Raw genomic sequence first — 23,424 nt, 5'->3', positions numbered from 1 at the left:
CATGATTCTTCCACAATGGCCTCACGCGATGAGACGGCGGCGAACACTTTCGCGCGATACGACCCTCGCCCGGCTCCCGCGCGTTCATTGACTCTCATCTGGAGAATGTGCCATGAAAATCGTCGTAATCGGTGGGTCCGGCCTGATCGGATCGCGTCTTGTCACGTTGCTTCGCGAAGCGGGCCATGAAGCGCTCGCTGCGTCGCCGCGTACCGGTGTCAACGCTGTGACGGGCGAGGGATTGGACAACGCGCTCGCAGGCGCGGACGTCGTGGTGGATGTGACAAACGCGCCGTCATGGGAGTCGCATGCGGTACTCGATTTCTTCCGTACTTCGGCGCGCAATCTTGGCAAGGCCGAAGCGGCTGCGGGAGTGCGGCATCACGTAGCGCTATCCATCGTCGGCTGCGACCGCTCGCCGGAGAACGCGTACTTCGCCGCCAAGGTCGCGCAGGAGGAACTGATCAAAGCGGCCGGCGTGCCGTATACGATCGTGCGCGCGACGCAGTTCATGGAGTTCATCGGCGGTATCGCGGATTTCAGCACGGTCGACGGCACGGTACGTGTCGGCGAAGGACTGTTTCAGCCGATCGCCGTGGACGATGTCGTAGCAAACCTCGCGCAGATCGCGCCTGCTGCGCCGCAAAACGGCACGGTCGAGATTGCCGGCCCGGACCGCGCGCCTTTTGCGGAGATCGTCTCGCGTTATCTAAAATCGGTAGGCGACGCGCGCCCAGTGGTAACGGACCGCGATGCGCTGTATTACGGCGGCCGCGTCGAGGAACAATCGCTCGTGCCGCTCGGCGACGCGCGGATCGGCCGCATTAGTCTCGACCAGTGGCTCGCGCGCTCCAGGAAGGCTTGATTGCAGGTTTAAGCGAAACCTGAATCAACGTGTCCGCACGTGTCCTGATAGGCGCCGTCGGCCCGATCGGCGTCGAAACGGAATAAGAATTTTTCTAGGGAAAGATGAGCATGTCATAGAAGGTTGTCGTCGTGACCGGCGCGTCGCAAGGAATCGGTGCCGAAGTCGTTAGGGCGTTTCGCAAGCTCGGCTACCGCATTGTCGCGAACTCACGCTCGATAAAGCCGTCGGACGACGCGAACACCCCCACCGTCGCCGGCGATATCGGTGACCGGGCAACCGCTCACCGTGTCGTTACCGAAGGCGTCGCACGATTTGGCCGCATCGACACGCTGGTGAACAACGCCGGCATCTACATCGGCAAGCCTTTCACCGAACACACCACGGAAGACTACGCCGCAGTGGTGAACGTGAATATGACGGGCTTTTTTCACATCACACAGCTCCTGTCTACGCTTCAACAATCGTCGCGTCATAGTCTTCATCGACGAACGCGACGAGAAACTCTTCAGGCATCAGCCACGAATCAACGCTGACCGTCTTCGTATCAATGTCCACGTTGACCTTCGCGTCGGCGTCGACAGTCCTCATCGCATGTTCGAGAGCCGGAATATCGTCGGAGCGAATTTCATCTTTAACCGAGAATTTCACTTTTCATTTCTCCACTAGATAACGTTCATACAGACCGCCGCCACGACCTGCTTCGCGCTCGACGAACTTCGTGGCTCGCGGGCGCCTTGCTACATCACTTTGGTATCCGCACCATTCGTCTTTATCCGCTTCATGGTCCGATGGAGCCGAATGTAGGCGCATTGACTCGAGTTTCGAATACCCGCACCGTACAAACAGTCTTGCGCAGCGGGAACAAATCGAAAATCGGGCCGAGTCTTGACGCGCTGAAGCTACGTTGAGGAGACTTGTTCTGGAGATTTGCCGGCACCCCGGCTTTGCCGACGTTTTTCGAAGCGGACATTCACGAATGTCCGTCGACTATGCATTGCCTCTGTCGCCCAGAAAAATTCTGTGGATATTGGCCGGATACACCCAGTCGCGCGCCTGGCGCTCGATGAGATCCATAAATGCCGGCGGACCACTGCAGTAGATCTGAGTGTTCGCATGCGCTGGACTCATCGCGTGAGAAGTTGCCTGTTTCAGTCGGTCCGCGTCCAAACCGAAATGGTGATAAACCCTGCTTTCGCTTTTGAGCGCATCGAGTTCTTCCCGAAAGACTGCACGTTCGGGCGATCGAGCGAAGTTGTGCAGCTCGAATTTTTGCCCTGCCAACGCCAGCCGCTTTGCGATTCCCGCAATCGATGCAGCGCCAACGCCGCCGGAAAAAAGTATCGATTGTGTACGACCGTCCAAAATAACTGAAGGACTCCGTGTCGTTACGATAAACGCCTCGTCGCCTTGGCTCAACGTAATGTCTGCTGTTTTTGAATCTGCGTTGCCATCATCCTGTCTCACAGCGATGACATAGGCACGCGGCCGGGACGTAGAACGGCACAGCGGATATATTTTCTCTTTGCAGATGACGTCGTCGCGAACGAGCGTGACGCAAGATCCATCGTCAAACGGCGGAAGCTCGGATCTGCATCTGGTTTGAAGCTCGACAGCATGGTAACTCTCGGCAAGTTGCCATTTCCGGGTAACGACGACTGAGAGGAGTTTGTCGTGCATGTCTTCTCCAATATGACCTCCGCCTTCCTTAATCGGAAGTTCGCCGGTGTATGGATTGCATGAGATGGCCGGTCCAGCAAACTGCTGGAGGGTGGTTGAATGCGGGATTCAGGTTAGGGCGGAAGAGATCCACCAGCAAGTCGTTCAACGCGAATACCACCTATATAACCGCGCTGATAAAGGGTAGTTTGCCGGCCCGGTGCAGGAGATGGTCTTGCTGGCCGAGCTCGCAAAATTCGTAGTTGGCATGGTGTCTCAGCGTCTTCCAACGCGCTGACGTCCTCCAGTGCTACCGTCATCAGCGGCAGGTGCCCGATTTCGCCGTTATGGACGGATGCGCCGCGACGATCAATCAGGTGTCGTCGAATGAATCGCCTTCAGAACCTCGCTCGTGAACCGTGGGTCTCCCACTTCGACGTCCGCGGACAATCGCACGGTGATTTCCTGCAACAGCCAACCGTTGCCGTCAGGGTCAGTGAACGAAGCGTAAGAGGCGTAACTTTGTCGTGTGGGATTCAAGCCGCTAACCACGCTATTCCCGTCAGCATGATGGAACACGCCGCCCGTATCGTGGAATGGCTCGCTGATCTCGATGCCACGACGAAGCAGGTCGTTACGGACGGCGACAATGTCGGACACGATGAGGTGCAGCCCCTGGACCGAGCCGGGCGCGGCCCTGGTGATGTTCTTGCCGAACATCACCGAACATCCGGAGCCGGGTGGTGTGTACTGGATCACGCGGTAGTCGTCGCCCTTGAAGTCGATATCAAGTCGCCAACCTAGATCGCCGTAAAAGCGCTTGGCGCGATCGACGTCCGAGACGGGGATGACGACGATCTCGAGCTTCGCGTCGTACATGCCGGCGCGCGAGGTCTCAACCGCGTGCCCGCTTTGCATTGGATTGTTGCTCATGTCTGGCTCCTTGGAGGCGTTGACTACGGGTTCCCCTTCTACCGCTTCGGGTAGGTGAACACACGATAGGTGAAAACGAAACGCAAAAACATGGCAAGTGGCGACACAGTTTCCTGTATTGATTCCAGCAGGAACACGACGACTTAGCCGTCATTGCGCCAAAGTGCCTGGCACGTTTCGGTGTTCGAAGTAGCGTTCCGCTATAGATCATCCTTACGCCGAGGCGACGCGCCGCAACCTCTTCGAAAGCGAGATCCGCGCCCGGAACGCACTCGTCTCAGCCTGCTGTGGCGGACGGCGAAGTCCCTCATACCATCGGATGCTCCAGCAATACCTTCGCTGGATGGCGCGCACCAGGAAGCCGGTCTTGAATAGAGGTGTTCGTTGAACGCGTCTCCAACACGATGCCCTACGACAGTGTCCGCTTGACGTGGTGGCAGCCTCCGTCTCGAGAACTGATCAAGCCATTTTCGCGGCACGAGGGGACTCCGGACAACCGACCTGAACAAAGACTTCGAGAGTTTGCCCCGGCAATGCCGCGTTTAGGCACTTACCTCAATGAACGGAGATTGGCAATGAAAATCCTGTTGGTTTTGACTTCGCACAATGTGCTTGGAGACACCGGCAAGCCGACCGGCTTCTGGCTGGAAGAGTTCACAGCTCCCTACTATGCGTTCACAGACGCCGGTGCGGAAGTCACCGTGACTTCGCCCAAGGGGGGCCATCCACCGATCGATCCCAGAAGTGACGATCCGGACAATCAGACCGACTCGATGCTGCGGTTCAAGAAAGACCCGGCGACGCAGAAAGTGTTGGCCAACAGCGTCAAGCTCGCTGACGTCAAGGCGGCCGACTACGACACGATCTTCTATGCCGGCGGTCATGGCCCGATGTGGGACCTGACCAATGACAAACACTCGATCGCCTTGATCGAGGATTTCTACAACGCGGGCAAGCCGGTCGCCGCCGTCTGTCATGGCCCTTGTGTTCTGCTGAAAGCCACTTACGAGGGACAACCTATCGTCAAGGGCAAGCGCGTCACCTGCTTTACCAACGACGAGGAAGAAGCCGTAGGACTGACCAAAGTCATGCCCTTCCTCGTCGAGGATGAACTCAAACGCCTGGGCGGCCATTTTGAAAAGGTGGCGAATTGGGGCGTACTGACCATTGTCGATGGACGCCTGATTACCGGCCAGAACCCAGCCTCGTCCGGCCCGACTGCCGTGGAGCTGCTCAAGGTTCTGCAGGCCTAATTTCAATCCGGCGGGGGCCCCTGAAGTCGGCGAGCTCGCGGGACCGCTTTCTCGAGGGACAGGGGCGGAACGCTTCGATCACGCGGAGGATGAGATGCCGAGAACATACGACAGCATTTCGCTCGAGGACGCAAAGCGGATGGTGTCCGCCGCAGAGGCAAAGGCCGCGAGTCTCAGGGTCGCGTACAGCATCGCTGTGGTTGACGCCGGCGCCCACCTGGTTGCTTTCTTGCGTCAAGATGGCGCGATTATCGGCAGCATCGACCTTGCCATCAACAAGGCAGTGACAGCGAGAATCTTGGAGAAAACCACCGCTGATCTGGCCAGGTTTGCGCAATCAGGGATGCCGCTGTTCGGGATCCAGGAAAGCATCGCGGGTGAAGTTGTCATTTTTGGCGGCGGCATTCCCGTCGTCTTCGACGGACACGTTATCGGCGCCGTGGGAACCAGCGCAGGAACCATCGAGCAGGACATTGCAGTCGCGCAGGCCGCGCTAGCTGCGCTCGATGCTTGAACGAGATCGTCCAACGCAATGCTGCCGGGTAGCGAATGTCCTGAATCAGGAGCGGAAAGCGCGAAGAAATCCTCGCGCGGACGTCGCCCAAAGCATCCTTACTATCGGTGATAGGAGCCCCAAAATGACAGCGGCGACGAACCCTGTTGCAATCAAAGTTGCCCGGCAATCCCCAGCGTATTGGCGTGTGACGATCGATAACCCACCGATCAACGTCATGGGCCCTCCCATGATCGCCGAGTTCCACGAGCTCATCGGTGCCCTCGAAGCCGACGAGCAGGTCAGGGTCGTGGTCTTCGACAGCGCGGTGGACGGCTACTTTTTGAATCACTCAGATTTTCTGGCCAGGTTCGAGGACCTCGCCGCCATGCCGCCGGGCCCCACAGGCTTGCCGCAATGGCCGGACTGCCTCGTTCGCCTGACACGCGTCCCCGTTGTCTCCATCGCCCTCATTCGCGGGCGCGCGACGGGCAACGGCAGTGAACTGACGCTCGCCTGCGATATGAGTTTCGCCAGCCGAGAAAGGACGATCCTCTCGCAATGGGAGGTGGGCGCGGGGCTGGTCGCTGGAGGCGGTCCGATGGCCCGGCTGCCGCGGCTCATTGGCCGCAATCGCGCGATGGAGGTGCTGTTGAGCTCGGAAGACATCAGTGGCGACCAGGCCGAAGCCTATGGCTACGTCAACCGGGCGCTCCCCGATACCGACCTCGACGCCTTCGTGGACGCGCTCGCGACCCGGATCGCAGGCTTCGACAAGTTGGCAATCGCCAACACCAAGCGCCTCGTCAACACCAGCCTGCCACCGGATGTCGAAATCGCCGCCGGGTGGGACGCGTGCATGGCGTCGCTAGGGCGACCCGCCGCGCAGGAAAGCATCAAAGCGCTGCTCGCACGCGGTTTCCACAAGCCTGGCGATGTTGAAGATCGGCTCGGATACTATCTTGGCCAACTCGCATGAAGCTGTCCGTCGCCTGGCACGGAGCGACAGGGTAAAAACCGGCTTCATCGACAACTCACCCATGTGTCGAAGCCAATCGAGGCCACACCGCTCGTTGAGGATTGTCGCGAGGGAAATTTCAGATGGACAACGAGTCAGTAACATCGGGCAGCGCGTTAGTCCGCGAAGCAGTGGACGAGGCGCAGCGCGCGCGGGAGGGAGAACTGGCCGAAGATCCGACTGTGCGCGACCATCCGCGTTTCCAGCAGATGTTTCCAGTCCTGACTCAAGCCGAGGTCGACAGGCTGCGGCGCTTTGCCAGCCGTTGCCGCTACGCTGCGGGCGAACTGCTTTATCGCGCCGGAACCATCAGCCCGGGTGTGTTCGTCCTGCTTTCAGGCAAGGTTCGCATCGTCGGACGCGACGGCTTGGGCCGCGAACGCGTCGTTCGGACTCAGACAGGGTACGGCGAGTTCACCTCCGATGTCGCGCAGCTCTCGCGCAAGCCGGCCCTGCTCGACGCGCACGTCGTAGAGGATGTCGAAGCGCTGTTGCTGCGGCCCGACGGACTCACCGCGATGATGATGAGCGAAGCCGACCTCGGCGAAAAAATCATGCGTGCGTTGATCCTGAGGCGCGCCTTGATCATCGAGCGCGGACAGGGCGTCGTCCTCGTCGGACCGCCCGGCAACGCGCGGCTCGTCGCCTTGCAGGATTTTCTTCACCGCAATGGCTGTCCGCAAACGACGATCGATGCGAAGAGCGACGCGGAAGCTGTTGCGCTGCTTGACCGGCTGACGACGCAGCCCGACGATTTCCCGCTGGTCCTGTGCCCCAACGGCACGATGCTGAGAAACCCCGACGAGGGTCAACTGGCTTCATGTCTAGGACTCGTTCCCGAGTTCGATTCAACTCACGTCTACGATGTGGCGATCATCGGCGCCGGACCGGCGGGGCTCGCGACGGCGGTTTATGCCGCATCCGAAGGGCTGTCGGTGGCCGCATTCGACGGCCGGGCGCCAGGCGGCCAGGCCGGTACGAGTTCGCGCATCGAAAATTACCTGGGGTTTCCCACCGGGATCACCGGACATGCGCTGGCGAGCCGCGCGTTCGCTCAGGCGCAAAAGTTCGGCGCGCATCTCGGTATTCCCTGTGAAGTCAAAATGCTGTACTGCGATCGGCACCCGTTCATCGTGGAGCTTGCCGACGCGCGGCGCATCTCCGCGCGTACCGTCGTGATCGCGAGCGGCGCGGAGTACCGGCGCCTCGGTGTCGAAGGACTGGCGCGTCTCGAATCCCATGGCGTCTATTCCTGGGCCTCGCCGATCGAGGCGAGGCTTTGCCGCAAAGAATCGGTGCTGCTCGTGGGCGGTGGCAACTCCGCGGGACAGGCTGTGGTGTTTCTGGCGTCGCACGCGGAACACGTCCACCTGTTTATCCGCGGCTCGAGCCTCGAAAAGAGCATGTCGCACTATCTGATCGAGCGTGTTACCGGGCTGGAGAACGTGACGGTTCATACGCGTACCGAACTAACCGCACTCGAAGGTGACGCACGTCTCGAGCGCGTGCATTTCCGTGGCGCCGGCGGTATCGAGGGGACGATGACGGCGCACCATCTGTTCGTGTTCGTGGGCGCCGAACCGAATTCAACCTGGTTGAAGACATGTGGCGTGTCGTTGGACAGCAAAGGATTCGTCTTGACGGGCACCGACCTTCCCGAAGCGGGCCTTGCAGCGTCACCTTTGCGGACAAGCATCGAAGGCGTGTTCGCGATCGGCGACGTTCGCTCCGGCTCCATCAAGCGTGTTGCGGCCGCAGTAGGTGAAGGTGCGGCTGTGGTACATCAGATTCATAGTTACCTTGCCGCGTCGGGCAGCTGAGGCACGCGAATTCACTTGCTCGGACAGCGCCACAAGACAAGCCTCCAGTTGACGTCCGCAATGTCGGTCTGTGCTTCTCGGTCGCAGCGCAGCATATCGGGTTCAAACGAGGCGTAGTCAGGGACATCATGATGACCGCGACCGGGGAATATCGCGTCCGGTTGACCGGGTACTGGCAGTGCAATGCCGTCGGGAGGTGGAGATGAAAGCATTGGTGTTTCATGGTCCGGGCCAGAAGGCCCTCGAAGACAAGCCGGAACCGACAATCGCGAAGCCCACGGATGCGATTGTGCGTATCACGAAGACGACGATCTGTGGCACGGACCTGCACATTCTGAAAGGAGATGTCCCGAAGGTGCGGCCCGGCACGACGCTGGGTCATGAGGGCGTCGGTGTCGTCGAAGCGGTCGGCAACGCCGTGTCCAACTTCATGATCGGCGACCTTGTACTGATCTCATGTATCAGTTCTTGCGGAAAATGTGAATTCTGCCGGCGGCAGATGTATTCCCATTGCACCACAGGTGGGTGGCTTCTTGGACATCTCATTGACGGTACGCAGGCCGAAAAGGTCCTCATCCCGCACGCCGACTCAAGCCTTTATCACACGCCCGCCGGCGCCGACGAGGAGGCTCTCGTGATGCTCAGCGATATCCTGCCGACGGGCTTCGAATGCGGGATACTCAATGGCAAGCTCAAACCGGGTCAGAGCGTTGCCATCGTGGGCGCGGGGCCGGTCGGTCTCGCCGCACTGATGACGGCGCAGTTCTTCGCGCCGGCGCAGATTATCGTCGTCGATGTCGACGACAACCGGCTGGAGGTCGCGAAGCAGTTCGGTGCGACACACCTCGTCAACAGCGGCGCAGGCAATGCCGTCGAACAGGTGATGGCGCTGACCGTCAACCGCGGTGTGGATGTGTCGATAGAGGCAGTCGGTCTTCCGGCGACATTTGCCATCTGCGAGTCCATCATCGGCGCAGGCGGGACGATCGCGAACATAGGCGTTCATGGCACAAAGGTGGACCTGCATCTGGAGCGGCTCTGGTCACACAACATCACATTGACAACCGGCCTTGTGGATACGTACACCACCTCTATGCTGCTTTCAACTGTGGAGTCGAAACGTCTTGAACCGAAGAAGCTGGTCACGCACCGCTTCACGCTCGACCGGATCATGGATGCCTACGCCACATTCTCCGATGCAAGGAATTCACGGGCCTTGAAAGTTGTCATCTCGAACGAGGCCCGGTAGATGAAAAACCTGCCCGGACCAAGCGCTCCGGCGACGCGGCCGGCCGGCGGAACTGGAGCACCTTGACTCCTGCCATCAAATCAGACCGTATCACCGCTTCTGCTGGTTGAAGGGTGCGCGAATAGGGATCCTGGAAGCTGCTTCAAAGCCGTGCGCACCTCGGCGCACAGAGTCAGAGTCAGTAGATGGCCAAAACTTGCTCACGCCGGGCTCGTGTCGTGCCCGAATTTTGCAATTGCAGCCGCCTTACTCTCATGGAAACGGGGCTGGCTCAAGCTCCGCCCCCGGCACGGTCAGTTGCTCACCGCATACGCGGAGGTTCGTCGTGCGGCGATAAATCAGTGACGCTTTCGTCCGGCGCATCGTGTGGGTGCCGTACGCGATGTCATCCAGCCCGATCGATGCGATCCACCGATGCACCACGCGCGAATACTGGCGCGCCGAGATGTGCGGTGATTCGCGGAGCCGGCTCGGGAACAGGAAGTCAGTCGCCCCCGCGCTGCCGACTTGATCCACGCCTCGACGCTGCCCTCGTCAGTGGCTTTCATGACTTTCTCCTTTCAAGTGAACGGAGTGCTAGCTTGCGCGGGCCGACATCGGGCGCTGCCCGATCCTGAGCGGTCTTCCGCGTCAATGACCTGATTTTTTACTTGCGGCCACCCGTCGGATGACAGGACCGGCGAATCAACCACAGTCAACCCACTGTACGCGGTGACATCGAGTCCAGCGTGTGCCGCCGAAGTCAACAGGAACAGAATCGGGGAGAATAGCGCTCGCTTCATACGGGATGTGCCCATGACGCATCACTCAGTTCGATGCGGTACGTCGGCGGGAAAAGGATAGGGAGCGTGCGGGCCCGGCCATTCCGGTGCAGGCGGTCCGGTGAACGCGTCGCACCCTGCTAGGCCGGCCAGGAGCATGCACGTGAGCAAACCGGCCTGGAGCCGCCATACAATTGTTCGAGCAGCCATCTTGCACCTCCCCAGACTGTTGAGACCGGCCACTGAGCCAAAGGTTGCGCTGCGATAGCCTTGACGGCCAATAGTCTCGAGGCGTTCAATCGCGCCCTGTTCAGGCGATCGACAGTGCTGACGCCACCCAGTCCGGTCCACAGGGTTCCTCGGGCTGCGGCTGGCGAGGTCCTCGCAATCGGAACACGGCCACCGCATTATCGAGGGCACCCGTCTGGTCTTGAAGCGACGCGGCCGCTGCCGCAGCCTGCTCGACCAGCGCGGCATTCTGCTGGGTCACGTTATCCATCTGCGTGACCGCGCGGTCGATCTGCTCGATGCCCTCGACTGTTCCTGAGAAGCCACGCTGATTTCGCTCACGATACGGGTTCCGGTGCGCGCAGCGCTCACAATTTCCGACATGGTGGCGCAAGGCGAACGCATCCTCGCTGTACATCCCTTCCAGCGCCGCGTTGGCCGTCTTAATGCCAGCGACCGACGCGGCGATTACGACCACCATGCGGCTGTATTGCCGACGATCGTCATAGTCAGCGCCGCGCGGATCGTGGTATTTCTGAACGTGGTAGTCGTCCTCACACGCGGAACAGAAAAAAGCGGCGAACGGATTTCCGTCGCCGCAAACAGGAGCACATTTGGTCGATGAATCAGCCGAGAGGCACGGCTTCGAGGATCAGAAGCGGGTGCGCACGCCTGTCGTCAGTTCAAGCTGGTTGGTCGCGCCAAACGTGCTGCCGACCGTATAGCCGCCATGAAGCCTCATGTAGTCGCCGGCCAGATACAGCTCGGTACGCTTGGACAGGTGATAGAAGACCGAACCGTACAGCGTTTCCTTGAAGCCGTTGTGAAGGCCCGATGCCGGATCGAAAGCGCCAATGTTCGCGTTCGGGATGTCGCCATCGCCGTTGTACGCAGCGTTCTTCACGCGCATCTGCTGATAGCCGAGCTGGTAGTCGAGCGGACCCTTCGGCGACAGCTTGAGCGACACGGTCCACGCGTTGTCCTGACGCTGACCGAGCGCGCCCTGATTGCCGAGGTACCGGAAATAGCCCGCATTGGCGCGCAGAATGCCGAAGTTATAGTTGCCACCCACCGACCATGTCTGGTTTGTAAAGCCAACGCGGTTAACGTGACTATAGAAGCCCGATACGTCAAACACGCTGCCGTTATACCCGAGTGCTGCCTGGTAGTTGGCGTTGGAACCGAAACTCGTCGAGTTGCCAAACGCGTAACCGGCGCTCGCGAAGATCCCATTGCTGAAGAGCTTCTTCCAGGCGACACCGTTGCTGTAACGCGTGCCCGTCGCGCTGGCCGCATAGAAAATCATCTGCTTGAAATTATTCGAGTTCGTCCAGCCGCCCTCTTCCGTGGTCAGCCGCGCGCTGCCGTAGGGGTCGCCATAGATCGTCGACGCATCGCGCGCGATGGTGTTCTGGAAGCCCGCCGTGATCTTGCCGAACGTGTCGTTCTCGATACCGACCCATGCATCGCGGTCGAATATCTGGCCCGGATCTTCCATCTGGCCGTTGGCGACGACGAATTCGCTCTCGAGCCGGAAAATGATCTTCGAGCCGCCACCGATGTCCTCGGCGCCCTTCAGGCCCCAGCGACTCCCACTGAACCACGGTTCGCCGTCGTTGCCCATGCCGATAACGTGATTGCCGTTGGCGTCCGCGTGCGTTCTGTAGGTCGGAAAGCTCAGGTCCATCAGTCCATAAAGCTGGACACTCGACTGCGCGTGCGCGGTTGTCGCTCCAAGTGCGCTGGCCGCGATAGCCAGCGTAAGATACTTTTTCTTCAAGATCGTCTCCTCCGACTGCTGCATTGAAAATCTGATTGTTCTGCTCTCGACTGCTGCGGTCCGTCTGTCGGATGTCCCATCCGGCATGCGAGTGAACGCAATCCTAGTTACCTCAATCCTTCACGCTCCTTTCCCGTATCGCTCGAACAACTCAGTGCATTCACTGATATACGGGCAGCGCTCCGGTCCATTAATCGGAAACCCGCCGCAGGAGCGCGCAAGCGGCGCATCTAGATGCCGATGGCATCCGCATCCGGCTCGACATCCAGACTGAACACTCTTTCCATCACATCGTTTCCGGGATCGCCTTGCCCGTCGCAACATGACCTATTTCGCACTGACAAACTCGTTGGTGTAGGTTTTGTCCAGTTCAACATGCTTGCCTTTGACCGACGGATTGAACGCCGAGAGCACCTTGAGCACGGTCGCCGGGCCATCAGCCGGCATCTTGCCGTCGGCGGTATACATTGGCAGGGACGCCTTCAGGGCGCTCACGTACAGCGGCTTGTCTTTCTGATAGTCGCTGGGCATCTTCGCCGCGATTTCCTCGGCGCTGTGCGTGTGAATGAACTGCATCGTGCGAACAAATGCATGAGCGAGCTTCGTGGCCTCCGTCTTGTGCGAATCAGCCCATGCTGCCTGCACGTAGAGACTCGACGCGGGATACGTGCCGCCCAGCGCCGCCTTCGTGCCCTCGACCGAGCGCATATCGACGAGCACCTTTGCCTCGCCCGATTTGAGCAATGCGGATATCGTGGGCTCCGTCGTCATGCCAGCGTCGATACGGTTCTGTTTGATTGCCGCGATGAAACTGGCGTCGGCGCCTACCGGCAGCATCGTGTATTCGGTCGACTGGATCCCGTGCTGTCCGGCGAGGTATTGCGTCAGGAAACTAGTCGACGAACCGAGGCCCGTCACGCCCAGCGTCTTGCCCTTGACGTCGGCCATGGACTTGATCGTGTCGGCCGCCTTGGCCGATACCATTTCGACCTCGCCCGGCACCTGGCCGAACACGACAATCGCCTTGACGTCCTTGCCCTTGGTCTGCAGATCGATCGTGTGATCGTAGAACCCCACGACAGCCTGGACGGCACCGGCCAGCAGTTCGTTCTCTGCGTCGACACCGGCAGGCTGCGACAGCAGTTCAACGTCGAGGCCCTCGTCCCTGAAGTAGCCGAGCTGCTCGGTCAGTCGCGCCGGCAGATAGATCAGCTTGGTAATGCCGCCGACCATGATTGTGATCTTCCCGCTATCGGCGGCCGTCGCTGGTTGTGAGGCAAGACCAAACAGCAGGCAGCAGGCGCCAGCAATGTGGCGAAACGCCGTAGTTTTCGGTTGCATCGATAGTCTCCGTTATTGTCGGCCGCGAAGTGCTGCCTGTCTGCATCGATGGCGCAAGTATGGAAGCACGAATCCTTCTCTCCGCTTTCACGGCACAGCCTGTCGACTCGGGGATTTCCATGAGATGGCCGTCACCGGATGCGAACGCCCGGCGCAGTTCCGCTCTGCGTCGATTGCCTCTTACCTCATCCTGGAGTGCCTGTTGTCGTCGTGAAAAAAACCGACCGAAAATGCACACTGGTGCGGCCCGGCGGTTACATAACAGGTGATTAAAAAGTGCTGGGAAACAGACAACGGGTCTCTGCTGGTCCAAGCGCCCGTGCGGCCCAACATGCGTGGCTCACTGAACTCCGGCGATGTCGCGCAGGACCGTCAAAATCTGCAGCGCAAAAATTGCGGCCGGCATGTCACCATCACCGCTATGGAAGCTTCAGTTTCATTACGGGTATAGCGTCCACGTAATGCAGACCATAAATAAGTTTTACTTTCCGATTCTTCGTCGCGCCGCCATTGTGTGAGCCAGACGCCGAGTCTATGGCCACAATCCTTGCGCTGCGAGGCGGCATCTGTGGGAGACGTGGCGGTCTCTTCAAACGATCATCTTCTTAAGCTTTCCTTAAGAATTGTTTAATGATCGTACTTGTTCAGAAGTGGATATAAGTTCAGTGCTCTAGCCGATCTCCGGACCGGCGCTCGAGCCAATAAACGGAAAGGAGACAAATCGATGGGAACGCGCATAACGACTTTGGTTTTGCTAGCTGTGGCCGCACTGGCCGGCTGCGGAGGTGGCGATAACGTCAGCGCCCCGACACCGCCAAAGCTATTGACGAACATCGCCGTGCCCAACGCTTCGAGCCCACCATTCAGTTTCGATATTGGCTACGTGGAGGCCGGCAAGTACTTTCTTGCCGACCGCAATAACAAGGCGGTCGACGTCGTGGACACTAAATCGAACACGCTGATCGCACAGATTCCGGGGCCGTTCATCGGTGCCGGCGCCACAACAAATGAGTCCGGTCCCGATGGAATCGTAGGGATCACCGGCACGAACACGATCTACGTCGGCGACGTCGACTCGGTTAAGGTGATCGATACGGCGGCGCAAAAGACGGTCAACACGATCGCCATCAGTAATTCCGGATCGCGCGTCGATGAGGGCTGCTACGATCCCGACGATCATCTCGTGATGTATGCGAGCCCTGGGGACTCACCCCCGTTCGTCACGTTCCTTTCCACGCTGACACAAAAGGCGGTGGTAAAGCTGCCTTTCAACGGTTCGTCGGGGCTCGAAGCGTGCACATACGACCCTGTCTCGAAGAGCTTTTTGATCAACAACGACGGGACCGCTGCCAATCCCGAAGGTCAACTCGATGTCATCACCGCCAGTTCCGCAGCGGCGGGCAGTCCTTCTGTCAGCAAATCGTTTCCACTAGGGAAATGCGGCCCGGCGGGGATCGTGCTTGGCCCGAATAACGACGTGCTCGTTGGATGCGATCCGCCGGCCGGCGACCCGCTCATCACGCTGATCCTCGATCGTGCGAGTGGCGCAATCCAGGCCAGCCTGCCGTTTGGCGGCGTGGATCAGGTCAATTACGATCCGACTTCCAACCGCTATTTCCTGCCGGCCCGGCACTACGTCACGAGCGGTATCGCTGCGGCTTCCGGATTTAGCCCGCAGATGGGCGTAATCGATGGCGCTTCACGGCAATTGCTCTTTAAGGTTCCGGTAGGCACCGGGGCGCATTCTGTCGCCATCGACAGCGCGCTTGAGCAAGTGTACGTGCCGTTCCAGCCTGGCGCGGCAGGATTTCCCAACGGGGGCATCTCAGTGTTCTCGACCCGCTAAACTTTCGGATGCGCTTCAAATCAGGCGACGCGTCATACGGCATTCAGCCATTGCAGAACGCGTCGCCAGTCCTGCGGCGTCATGGCGCCGAACCAGCTGTCGTGATCGGCGCTCGGCAGCAGCATGAGCCGCGCGTGATCGTGTTCGCTCGCGAAACGCCGTGCATGTGCGACAGGAATCAAGTCGTCCCGCTGCGCGCCGATAATGACAAGTGGACCGTCGTAGCGCGATACGGCGGCGATCGAATCAAAACCATCGTGCAGCAGCCACCGCACCGGGAAGATCGGATACTTCTCGGCGGCCACATCGGCCAGCGAATCCCACGGCGTAATGAGCAGGACGCCCGCAATCGCCGATTCGTTGCCCTTGACCACTTGCGATGCCATGCCCGCGCCCAGAGATTCGCCCACCAGATAGACCGGCCCGCGCCATTGTGAGAGTACGGCCGACAAGGCCTCGCGCGAAGCAACGGTCGCCGCTTTCATGGTGCGCTCACCTCCCCGCCTGCCGTGCCCCGGATACTCGACAATCACGACCCGATATCCGGCGCGCACGAATACTTCGGCGAGCGGCAGCTTGGTCTCCGCCGACTCTTCGTTGCCGTGAAAAAGGATGAATGTGCCGCGGGGTTCGTGATCGGTCGGTGTGACGACATAACCCGCGAACGAGCCTTGCGCGTTCCACGCTTCAATATGGCTAAGCTTGTTCACGACCGTGCGCAGATCGGCTGTGTCGGACGTGGAGGGAAGCAGCAGGCGGTCCTGCATCAGATACAGCGCCAGTGCCGCCGCCAGGTAGGCGGCCATAACGAAGCATAGGGCATAGGTGAGCAGGCGCATGCTTTGGCTCGCACGGTAAGCTTATTAGTTTCGGCGCCAGTATAAAGACTATCAGCGCTTCGATGCGCCATTCGCCACGTTTGGTTTGCCGCCATTGCACTGACGGAAATACCGTCCAGTCAAAAAATTTTGACCGATATAGCGGCTGAGGCCACAAAAGTGTCTGGCACAATCACCGGTTTTTGCGTAAACGTCATCTCGTTGTATAAAACAAATGAAAGTAAAAAACTCCCGGCGGTGGGCTTCGCGAGGCCGCAAACGGTGGATCATCGCGGCGGCGGCACTTTTTACCGCCGCTGCCATTCGCACGATACTTCACCCGCTGCTCGGCCCGATCATGCCGGGCACCGCCTTTCTTATCGCCGCCGTGCTCGTGGAATATTATTGTGGCCTCGCGCCCGCAGTGAGCGTAATGCTCGCGGGACTCTGCCTCGCGGATTATCTGTTCGTCCCGCCGTACGGACGCATCGATATCATCGATGAATCGGACATCCGTCTGCTTGTCTCGTATTCGCTCATCACGGTATTAGTCATCACGCTGGTCGAGCGTCTGAAACGCGCGCAGTATCGCGCCGAACTGCTGGCGTCTGTCGCGCTCTCGCGCTATGAAATGCTGCTGCGCGGCGATAACGAACGCCTGATCGCGCGTCGTGCCACCGATGAAATGCATCGCATGCTGCATCACATCGCGCAGCACAACCGGTCGCTCATTCTCATCAAGGCGCTCGATCCGGCAACGAGCGCGCCGCCTGGCAGTTTCGTCGCGGCAGCGGCAACCTCCTCGGCCACCGGCATCATCGACGACGAAACGCTTCTTACGGGCATCGCTTACGGCGCCAGGCATTCGCAAGTACATCAGGACGATCTCGCGCGCGTGAACGACCGGCTGGTGCCGGGCCATCACCGCATGCGTTTCCTATCAACTGGACACGGTTGGCGCGCAGTCGAATGTGTGTGCGAACGCTTCACTACGCCGTCAGGCGACTTTCTGATCCTCCGGGCGGAAGACTGACCATGAACACATCTCCATTTCCCACTGCTCCGGGCAACGATCACGCTGTCCTGCTCTTGCACGGCCTGTCGAGTTCTCCGGCGGAATTGCGGTTCCTCGCGCGCGCGCTAGTCGAAGAAGGGTTCGTGACTCACACGCCAGAAATTCGTGGCTACAGCGCCGGCACGGGGCATGTCCCCATGGAAGAGTGGGTCAGCGCAGCCGTCGCGGAATTTGACGCGCTTGCATCGCGGCACCGACATGTTTCGGTATGCGGCCTCTCCATGGGCGCGACGCTGGCCGCCGCCGTCGCTCAGCAGCGCCCGACCGCGCGCGCGTTGCTGTTGTTGTCGATCACACTCAGTTACGACGGCTGGGCGATTCCCTGGTATCGATTTTTGCTCGATTACGTCTATTACACGCCACTGCGCTCGCGCTACCGTTATCGCGAGCACGAACCCTATGGGCTGCGCAACGAAGCGCTGCGCTCGAAAATTGCACGCGTGATGCAAAGGGGCGAAATCAGCGAAGTGGGACCCGCATCCATTGGGGTGCCCGCGCTTCATGAAGCGGGCCGGCTGACGAGTTCAGTGCGCAAAAAGCTAAAGAGCATCAGCACCGACTGCCTCATCATTCATGCGATCGACGACGAAACGTCTAGCCCGCACAACGCCCGCTACGTCATGGCGAACGTGGGAGCGTCGTTTCTTCGCACCATCTGGCTCGACGACTCGTACCACATGATCACATCGGACAACGAGCGTGAGGTCGTCGCGCGAGAATGCGCGCTCTTCATGCGCGAAAGCGCTGCGGCGTCGGCGAGTTGCGACAATCCGACGCCTGTCGTATCACGGGCGCTCGCGCGGCGCCTGAGACAGTTGGCCGCCGTGGCGAGGAAAGCATGAGACAGGACATTACAACTTTTGCACGCCGTTATCTGGCGCTCGCAGCGGTCACAGCATGCTGCACGATGGGCGTCGCGCACGCCGATGAACCGCAGGCGGACAGCGATTGGAAAATTTCGGTCGGGCCCGGCATGTACGTGTTCCCGAAGTTCCCTGGCTCCTCAAAGCTTCAAGTGCTTCCCTTCCCCGTGCAGGACATTTCATGGAAGGAGCGGTTTTTCTCGCAGGGTCCCGATGTGCTCGGCGTCAACGTACTGCATGGAGAGAACTATCACCTCGGTATGTCGGTGAGTTTCGACTTCCAGTCGAGATCGTCGTCCGACGATGCGCGGCTCAAAGGCCTGCCCGATGTGCACTATGGACCGAAGCTGCGGCTCTTTGGCGATTACACGTGGTGGGCGTTCACCGGCGCGCTGGCGGCCTATCAGGACATCGCCGGCACCGGACAGGGTCTGACGGCGATGGCCGATCTGTTCGTATCGGCGCCGATCGGCAACTGGCTCTTTTCGATGGGTCCGGGCCTCACCTGGGCCAACGCGACCTATACGCAGACCTTGTTCGGCATCACGCCGCAGGAAAGTGCGGCATCGGGATTGCCACACTACGATACCGCTTCCGGCTTGCGCGATATTCACTTCAACGTGAATGCGACTTACAAAATCAGTCCGCACTGGTCGGCGAACGTTGCAGTAGTCGCGGGACGGCTTGAGCGTTACGCCGCAGGCAGTCCGATCACCGAGCGCCGGCTCGACCTCAACGGGATGGCGTCGGTCCTTTACCGCTTCTAGCTACGAAAGTCTTTCGCACGCGGGAATGGACCGTCGGCGTCGGAAACGGCATCGGCTGCTATGCCGACAAACTTCCAGCCGTTGGCAACATCGCCAGGTAATCATCTCCGCTTTCTGCAGGTGCTTGATTCTCCCACGGCGGATTAAGCGCAAAGTCGGTCGATTATTGTGTCGCGCGCACGAATTGACAACGCGCAGCGGTACATCGACACTAAGCGACTCTCTTCATCCTTGCGACCTCTGGAATGAACTTCGAGATATCCGACTTGCGCGCCTTTGTCGCCACAGCCGATCTCGGCAGTTTTCGCGCTGCTGCCGACTCGTTGCACCTTTCAGCGTCGGCGCTCTCGCGTCGCATCGAGAAACTGGAGGACGCACTCGGCGTCAGGCTTTTCGAGCGAACCACGCGCAAGATGGATCTGACGATCGTGGGTCGCGGGTTTCTGGATCGGGCATATCGAATCCTCAACGAGATCGACAACTCGATGCTCGAGTTCGACGATTTCGCGCGCAAGATGACCGGCGAGCTCACCATTGCGTGTGTGCCCTCGGCCGTGCGCTATTTCCTTCCGGAAGCCATTGCTCTCTATCACGAGCGTTATCCCGGCATCCGTCTGCGCTTGATCGACGAGCCGTCGTCGATGGTTTTTCTAGCTGTGGCGCGCGGCGAAGCGGATTTCGGTCTTACTTATGTCGGCACACAGGAGCCGGACATCGAGTTCACGCCGCTCCTCGACGACCCTTTCGTCCTCGCCTGTCCGCGCGCCCATCCGCTCGCCAGGCGCAAATCGGTCGCCTGGGCGGAACTCGCCAACCTCGACTATCTGGCGGTGGCACAGGGCAGCGGCAATCGCGCGGTCATTGACGAGGCGCTGGCCGGCGTCGTCGACAGGCCGAAATGGTTCTGTGAAGTGCGCCATGTGCCGGCTCTCGTGAGCCTGGTGGAAGCCGGACTCGGCGTGGGCGTCGTGCCTCGCCTCGCCATGCCTCGCGGCCCTCACAAAGCACTCACGAGCGTCGCGCTCGTCGATCCGCCTATCCGGCGCACGCTGGGCGTACTCCAGCGTCGCGGGCGCGGCCTGTCTTCTGCCGGACGCTTCTTCCTTCAGCTGTTGACGGAGCTTCGCGCATCAGACGCGCTGCCCGCAGACGCCGGCGCTTAAGCAATGCAATGCGTTGAAGCGCTGCAATCGCTTCGGGCGGCCACGTTGCCGTCGCGCCGGTTGCAGCCCGATTCGTGCATTCGACGCACCAATCGAACGAAAATATGCGTTTGTCACGCGGGTGACGCCTGACCGATCATGTGTGAAACGCAAGCGCTGTGCAGTCGCAGTCGCTTGATCCGCACAGTTTTTAGATCGAAGGAGACGACCCGTTCCATGACTCAATCCACCACCGCTCCGGGCATGGTCAGCAAGGCGCAATTGACCGAGCTGACAATCGAAGCACTCTGCGCGCTCGGCCTCGATCGCGCCGACGCTACCGACACCGCCACCATCCTCGTACTCGCCGACCTGTTCGGTTTGCGCACGCACGGCACCAGCCGAATCGAATCGTACGGCTCTCGCCTGCGCATCGGCGGAATCAATCCCAAGCCGTCGATCAGCTCCGAACAGGTCGGCCCGGCGCTTCATCGTCTCGACGGCGACAACGGTATCGGACCGCTCGTCGGCTTTCGCGCACTCGATCTGGCGATGACGGCCGCGCGCGAGCACGGCATCGCGTGCGTGTTCGTGCGAGGCAGCAATCACTTCGGCCCGGTGTCGCCGTATTCGTACCTCGCCGCCATGAACGGATTCGCCAGCATCATCGGCAGCAACGCAACGACGACGATCGCACCGTGGGGCGGCACCGACGCGCGCCTGGGCAACAGTCCTGTCGGCTTCGGCGTCCCGAACCCGGAAGGTCATCCGTTTATTCTGGATATGGCGATCAGCGTCGCAGCGCGCGCAAAGATTCGCAACGCGCTCAAGCGCGGTGAACCGATTCCCGGCGACTGGGCGACCGACGCCCAAGGTAAGCCGACCACCGACCCGAAGGCCGCGCTCGATGGCTTCCTGCTCCCGATCGGCGGCCACAAGGGTTATGGCCTCGCACTGGTCGTCGATCTGTTCGCAGGAATGCTTTCCGGAGCGGCCTATCTGACGCATGTGAAGTCGTGGGAGGACGAACCCGAACAGCCGCAAAATCTCGGCCACTTCTTTATCCTGATCGATACGACCAGGCTTGGCAGCAGTGCGTGCCTCGCCGCGCGTATGGCCGACTACGCGGCAATTCTGCACGGCTCCAGGCCTGCCGATCCGAATGCGCCTGTGATCGTGCCCGGCCAGATCGAACTCGGTCTTCTGGAACGTCAGATGGCGGAAGGCATCGACATCGGCGCGGCGCAACTCGCCATGCTGCAAGCCGCCGCGCGGCCACACGACTGAAGCGGCGAGTCGTCCGCTACGCCGCGCCCTGCGAGCTTCCAACGCGGGTTGCGGCGAGCAAGGAGACTCAACGGACCGGGCAGCGCCATCGAGCGCGCGGGCCGTCTAAAACATAAAAGACTCAAGGAGGGACAGGTGACAAACATTCGTTGGCGTATCGTCTTGCTGCTGTTCATCGCAGGCTTCATCAACTATCTCGACCGGTCGGCTTTATCCGTCGCGGCGCCCGCCGTAATGCAGGAATTGCACATGTCGCCGGGCAGCCTCGGACTATTGTTCTCGACGTTTTTCATCGGCTACGCGGCCTTCAATTTCATCGGCGGCTGGGCGGCGGATCGCTGGGGCGGCAAGCGCGTGTTTTCAGGGGCAATTTTGACGTGGTCGCTGTTTTGCGGCGCGACCGGCCTCGCGACCGGCTTCGGGTCGCTGCTCGCGATCCGCACTCTTTTCGGCATGGCCGAAGGCCCGCTTGCGACGACGATCAACAAAATCGTGAACAACTGGTTCCCGCATAAAGAATCGGCAACGGCATTCGGCTTCGCAAATTGTGGTCTACCGCTGGGTGGCGCGGTTGCGGGGCCGGTGGTCGGCCTGCTGACAGCGGCCTATGGCTGGCGCGTCGCGTTCGCGGGAATCGCCTGTTTCGGATTGCTTTGGCTGGTTTTCTGGCAGTTCATGGCGACCGACAAGCCGCACCAGCATCCGCGCATATCCGATGAAGAACGACAACTGATCGAATCAGATCGCAGCGTCCCGGAAGATCCTTCGGAAGTCCGGAGCCTTGGCTTCTACCTCAAGCAGCCCGCCATTCTCGCGGCGATGATTTCGTACTTCGGTTACAGCTACATTCTGTTTTTCTTCCTGACCTGGTTCCCAAGCTTTCTAACTATGGATCGTCATTTGAGCCTGAAAAGCATGAGTCTGGCGACGGTGTTGCCGTGGGTGTTGGGATTCGTCGGGTACGGATTGAGCGGTGTGCTGTCCGATCTGATCTTTCGCCGCACAGGCAATGCGCTGCGTGCCCGCAAGTGGGTGCTGATCGTATGCCTCGGCACCGCGGGTGTCTGCGTCGCGCTTGCCGGCGCCGTGACCACAACCGTCAGCGCGCTGGTGCTAATGGCCATTGCCGTGTTTGCTTTATATTTGAGCGGCAGTACCTACTGGGCGCTGATTCAGGACACGATTCCCGGTCCGAAACTCGGCAGAGTGGGCGGGTGCGTGCACGCTATCGCGAACTGTGCCGGCATCGTCGGTCCGACTGCAACCGGATTTCTGGTCCAGCAGAGTCATACGTTCTTTAGCGCTTTCGTCCTGGCTGGCGGCATAGCGCTCGCCAGCGTGCTCGCCGTGACGATACTGCTGCGGCCGCGATCATCGACTCGCGTCGAAGCGAGCAGTGCGCGTGTCTGCGGCTGAACGTCTGTGTCGATATACAAAACCTCAATTTCTGACTCCACTCGTCTCCATGAAAACCGACCCGTCCATCATTCGTGCATTCACACCTACCGGCAAGCTGCGGGCCTCGATCAATCTCGGCAATCCGATTCTCGCGGGCAAGGACGCAGCAGGCGAGCCGACCGGTGTTTCGGTGGATCTGGCGCGCGCGTTCGCGGCCTCGCTCGGTGTGGAACTGGAACTCGTGGTATTCGATGCAGCGGGCAAGTCCGTGCAGGCGGTCAGCGAGGAACGAGCGGATTTCGGCTTCTTCGCCGTAGATCCGCGACGAGGAGAAACCATCGCGTTCACCGAGCCGTACGTGTTGATCGAAGGCTGTTACCTCGTGCGCGATGCATCGCCGATTCGCCGTAACGAGGATGTCGATCAGCAGTCGGTGCGTGTGGCCGTTGGAGAGGGCAGCGCTTACGACCTGTTCCTGACTCGCGAGCTGAAACACGCGCAGATCGTGCGCGCGCCCACGTCGCCGACGGTTGTCCGAACATTCCTCGAACAGAACCTCGAAGTCGCGGCAGGCGTGAGGCAGCAGCTCGAAGCCGACGCACGTCAAGCGCCCGGCCTGCGTCTGCTCGACGGGCGCTTCATGGTGATCCGCCAGGCGATGGGCGTGCCGAAAAGCCGTGGCGCCGCGGCAGCGCACGCATTGCATGCATTTGTCGAGGAAGCGAAAGCATCCGGACTCGTCGCCCAATCTCTCGCGCGGCACAAGATTGCCGGCGCGTCGGTTGCGCCGGCGGCGTAAGCGGGATCAGGCGCGCGGCGCATGCGGGA

At 60.2% G+C, this 23,424-nt stretch carries 21 protein-coding genes and 2 pseudogenes; 15 read left to right on the top strand and 8 right to left on the bottom strand.

Features of this window, described 5'->3' with window-relative positions; genetic code table 11:
- Window positions 1-112 precede the first annotated feature (112 nt).
- Both B0G73_RS00565 and B0G73_RS00560 read left to right on the top strand, forming a co-directional pair.
- The gene (locus B0G73_RS00565; RefSeq protein WP_106276941.1) at window positions 113-865 is read left to right on the top strand and encodes an SDR family oxidoreductase; all 753 of its coding nucleotides are present in this window, start codon (window positions 113-115) and stop codon (window positions 863-865) included.
- 131 nt (window positions 866-996) lie between these two features.
- Window positions 997-1,311, top strand: a pseudogene (locus B0G73_RS00560) (SDR family NAD(P)-dependent oxidoreductase); the annotation flags it as partial.
- 4 nt (window positions 1,312-1,315) lie between these two features.
- On the opposite strand, the gene B0G73_RS00555 reads toward B0G73_RS00560, so the two are convergent.
- The 3 genes from B0G73_RS00555 to B0G73_RS00545 form a co-directional block, all read right to left on the bottom strand.
- Window positions 1,316-1,516, bottom strand: coding sequence for a hypothetical protein (locus tag B0G73_RS00555; protein ID WP_106276939.1), 201 nt, complete (start codon window positions 1,514-1,516; stop codon window positions 1,316-1,318).
- 339 nt (window positions 1,517-1,855) lie between these two features.
- A complete protein-coding gene (locus B0G73_RS00550) occupies window positions 1,856-2,545 on the bottom strand; it encodes an oxidoreductase (RefSeq protein ID WP_106276937.1) in 690 nt (229 codons plus the stop codon).
- A gap of 348 nt (window positions 2,546-2,893) precedes the next feature.
- Entirely contained in the window at window positions 2,894-3,457 is a 564-nt protein-coding gene (locus B0G73_RS00545; RefSeq protein ID WP_258193138.1) for a VOC family protein, read from the bottom strand.
- Window positions 3,458-4,032: 575 nt separating this feature from the next.
- Here B0G73_RS00545 and B0G73_RS00540 point away from each other — a divergent pair.
- The 5 genes from B0G73_RS00540 to B0G73_RS00520 all read left to right on the top strand — a co-directional run bounded on the left by B0G73_RS00540 (window position 4,033) and on the right by B0G73_RS00520 (window position 9,290).
- Window positions 4,033-4,710 carry a type 1 glutamine amidotransferase domain-containing protein gene (locus B0G73_RS00540; RefSeq protein ID WP_106276935.1) on the top strand — a complete coding sequence of 226 codons (678 nt, stop codon included), beginning with the start codon at window positions 4,033-4,035 and terminating at the stop codon, window positions 4,708-4,710.
- A 94-nt stretch (window positions 4,711-4,804) separates the two neighbouring features.
- Window positions 4,805-5,224 carry a heme-binding protein gene (locus B0G73_RS00535; RefSeq protein WP_106276933.1) on the top strand — a complete coding sequence of 140 codons (420 nt, stop codon included), beginning with the start codon at window positions 4,805-4,807 and terminating at the stop codon, window positions 5,222-5,224.
- Window positions 5,225-5,348: 124 nt separating this feature from the next.
- Window positions 5,349-6,182: an enoyl-CoA hydratase/isomerase family protein gene (locus B0G73_RS00530; RefSeq protein WP_106276931.1), complete on the top strand. Its 834-nt coding sequence runs from the start codon at window positions 5,349-5,351 to the stop codon at window positions 6,180-6,182.
- Window positions 6,183-6,304: 122 nt separating this feature from the next.
- Window positions 6,305-8,041, top strand: a complete 1,737-nt coding sequence (locus B0G73_RS00525) for an FAD-dependent oxidoreductase (protein ID WP_106276929.1) — start codon at window positions 6,305-6,307, stop codon at window positions 8,039-8,041.
- A gap of 202 nt (window positions 8,042-8,243) precedes the next feature.
- On the top strand, window positions 8,244-9,290 hold the full coding sequence (locus B0G73_RS00520) for a zinc-dependent alcohol dehydrogenase family protein (RefSeq protein WP_106276927.1): 1,047 nt from the start codon (window positions 8,244-8,246) through the stop codon (window positions 9,288-9,290).
- 252 nt (window positions 9,291-9,542) lie between these two features.
- Here B0G73_RS00520 and B0G73_RS00515 read toward each other — a convergent pair.
- The 4 genes and pseudogenes from B0G73_RS00515 to B0G73_RS00500 all read right to left on the bottom strand — a co-directional run.
- Window positions 9,543-9,817 (bottom strand): annotated as a pseudogene (locus tag B0G73_RS00515) (integrase); the annotation flags it as partial.
- 544 nt (window positions 9,818-10,361) lie between these two features.
- Entirely contained in the window at window positions 10,362-10,760 is a 399-nt protein-coding gene (locus B0G73_RS00510; protein WP_374956990.1) for a hypothetical protein, read from the bottom strand.
- Between the two features lie 171 nt (window positions 10,761-10,931).
- Window positions 10,932-12,083, bottom strand: coding sequence for a porin (locus tag B0G73_RS00505; RefSeq protein WP_181196467.1), 1,152 nt, complete (start codon window positions 12,081-12,083; stop codon window positions 10,932-10,934).
- Window positions 12,084-12,386: 303 nt separating this feature from the next.
- A complete protein-coding gene (locus B0G73_RS00500; protein WP_106276926.1) occupies window positions 12,387-13,400 on the bottom strand; it encodes an ABC transporter substrate-binding protein in 1,014 nt (337 codons plus the stop codon).
- Window positions 13,401-14,124: 724 nt separating this feature from the next.
- On the opposite strand from B0G73_RS00500, the gene B0G73_RS00495 reads away from it, so the two are divergent.
- Window positions 14,125-15,246, top strand: coding sequence for a YncE family protein (locus tag B0G73_RS00495; RefSeq protein WP_106276924.1), 1,122 nt, complete (start codon window positions 14,125-14,127; stop codon window positions 15,244-15,246).
- A 32-nt stretch (window positions 15,247-15,278) separates the two neighbouring features.
- Here B0G73_RS00495 and B0G73_RS00490 read toward each other — a convergent pair whose 3' ends face one another.
- Window positions 15,279-16,085, bottom strand: coding sequence for an alpha/beta hydrolase (locus B0G73_RS00490; protein WP_106276922.1), 807 nt, complete (start codon window positions 16,083-16,085; stop codon window positions 15,279-15,281).
- Window positions 16,086-16,299: 214 nt separating this feature from the next.
- On the opposite strand from B0G73_RS00490, the gene B0G73_RS00485 reads away from it, so the two are divergent.
- The 7 genes from B0G73_RS00485 to B0G73_RS00455 all read left to right on the top strand — a co-directional run bounded on the left by B0G73_RS00485 (window position 16,300) and on the right by B0G73_RS00455 (window position 23,395).
- Entirely contained in the window at window positions 16,300-17,097 is a 798-nt protein-coding gene (locus B0G73_RS00485; RefSeq protein WP_106276920.1) for a DUF4118 domain-containing protein, read from the top strand.
- 2 nt (window positions 17,098-17,099) lie between these two features.
- On the top strand, window positions 17,100-17,981 hold the full coding sequence (locus B0G73_RS00480; protein ID WP_106276918.1) for a carboxylesterase: 882 nt from the start codon (window positions 17,100-17,102) through the stop codon (window positions 17,979-17,981).
- Window positions 17,978-18,769 carry a MipA/OmpV family protein gene (locus tag B0G73_RS00475; protein WP_106276916.1) on the top strand — a complete coding sequence of 264 codons (792 nt, stop codon included), beginning with the start codon at window positions 17,978-17,980 and terminating at the stop codon, window positions 18,767-18,769. The genes B0G73_RS00480 and B0G73_RS00475 overlap by 4 nt, the downstream gene beginning before the upstream one ends.
- A gap of 245 nt (window positions 18,770-19,014) precedes the next feature.
- Window positions 19,015-19,932: a LysR family transcriptional regulator gene (locus tag B0G73_RS00470; protein ID WP_106276914.1), complete on the top strand. Its 918-nt coding sequence runs from the start codon at window positions 19,015-19,017 to the stop codon at window positions 19,930-19,932.
- Window positions 19,933-20,148: 216 nt separating this feature from the next.
- Window positions 20,149-21,198: an Ldh family oxidoreductase gene (locus B0G73_RS00465; protein ID WP_106276912.1), complete on the top strand. Its 1,050-nt coding sequence runs from the start codon at window positions 20,149-20,151 to the stop codon at window positions 21,196-21,198.
- A gap of 135 nt (window positions 21,199-21,333) precedes the next feature.
- Window positions 21,334-22,614: an MFS transporter gene (locus B0G73_RS00460; protein ID WP_106276910.1), complete on the top strand. Its 1,281-nt coding sequence runs from the start codon at window positions 21,334-21,336 to the stop codon at window positions 22,612-22,614.
- 49 nt (window positions 22,615-22,663) lie between these two features.
- Entirely contained in the window at window positions 22,664-23,395 is a 732-nt protein-coding gene (locus B0G73_RS00455; RefSeq protein ID WP_106276908.1) for an ABC transporter substrate-binding protein, read from the top strand.
- The last annotated feature ends 29 nt before the right edge of the window (window positions 23,396-23,424 follow it).

The organism is Paraburkholderia sp. BL25I1N1 (assembly GCF_003002025.1).
GTDB lineage: Bacteria > Pseudomonadota > Gammaproteobacteria > Burkholderiales > Burkholderiaceae > Paraburkholderia.
This window is presented reverse-complemented; position numbering and strand designations above follow the sequence as displayed.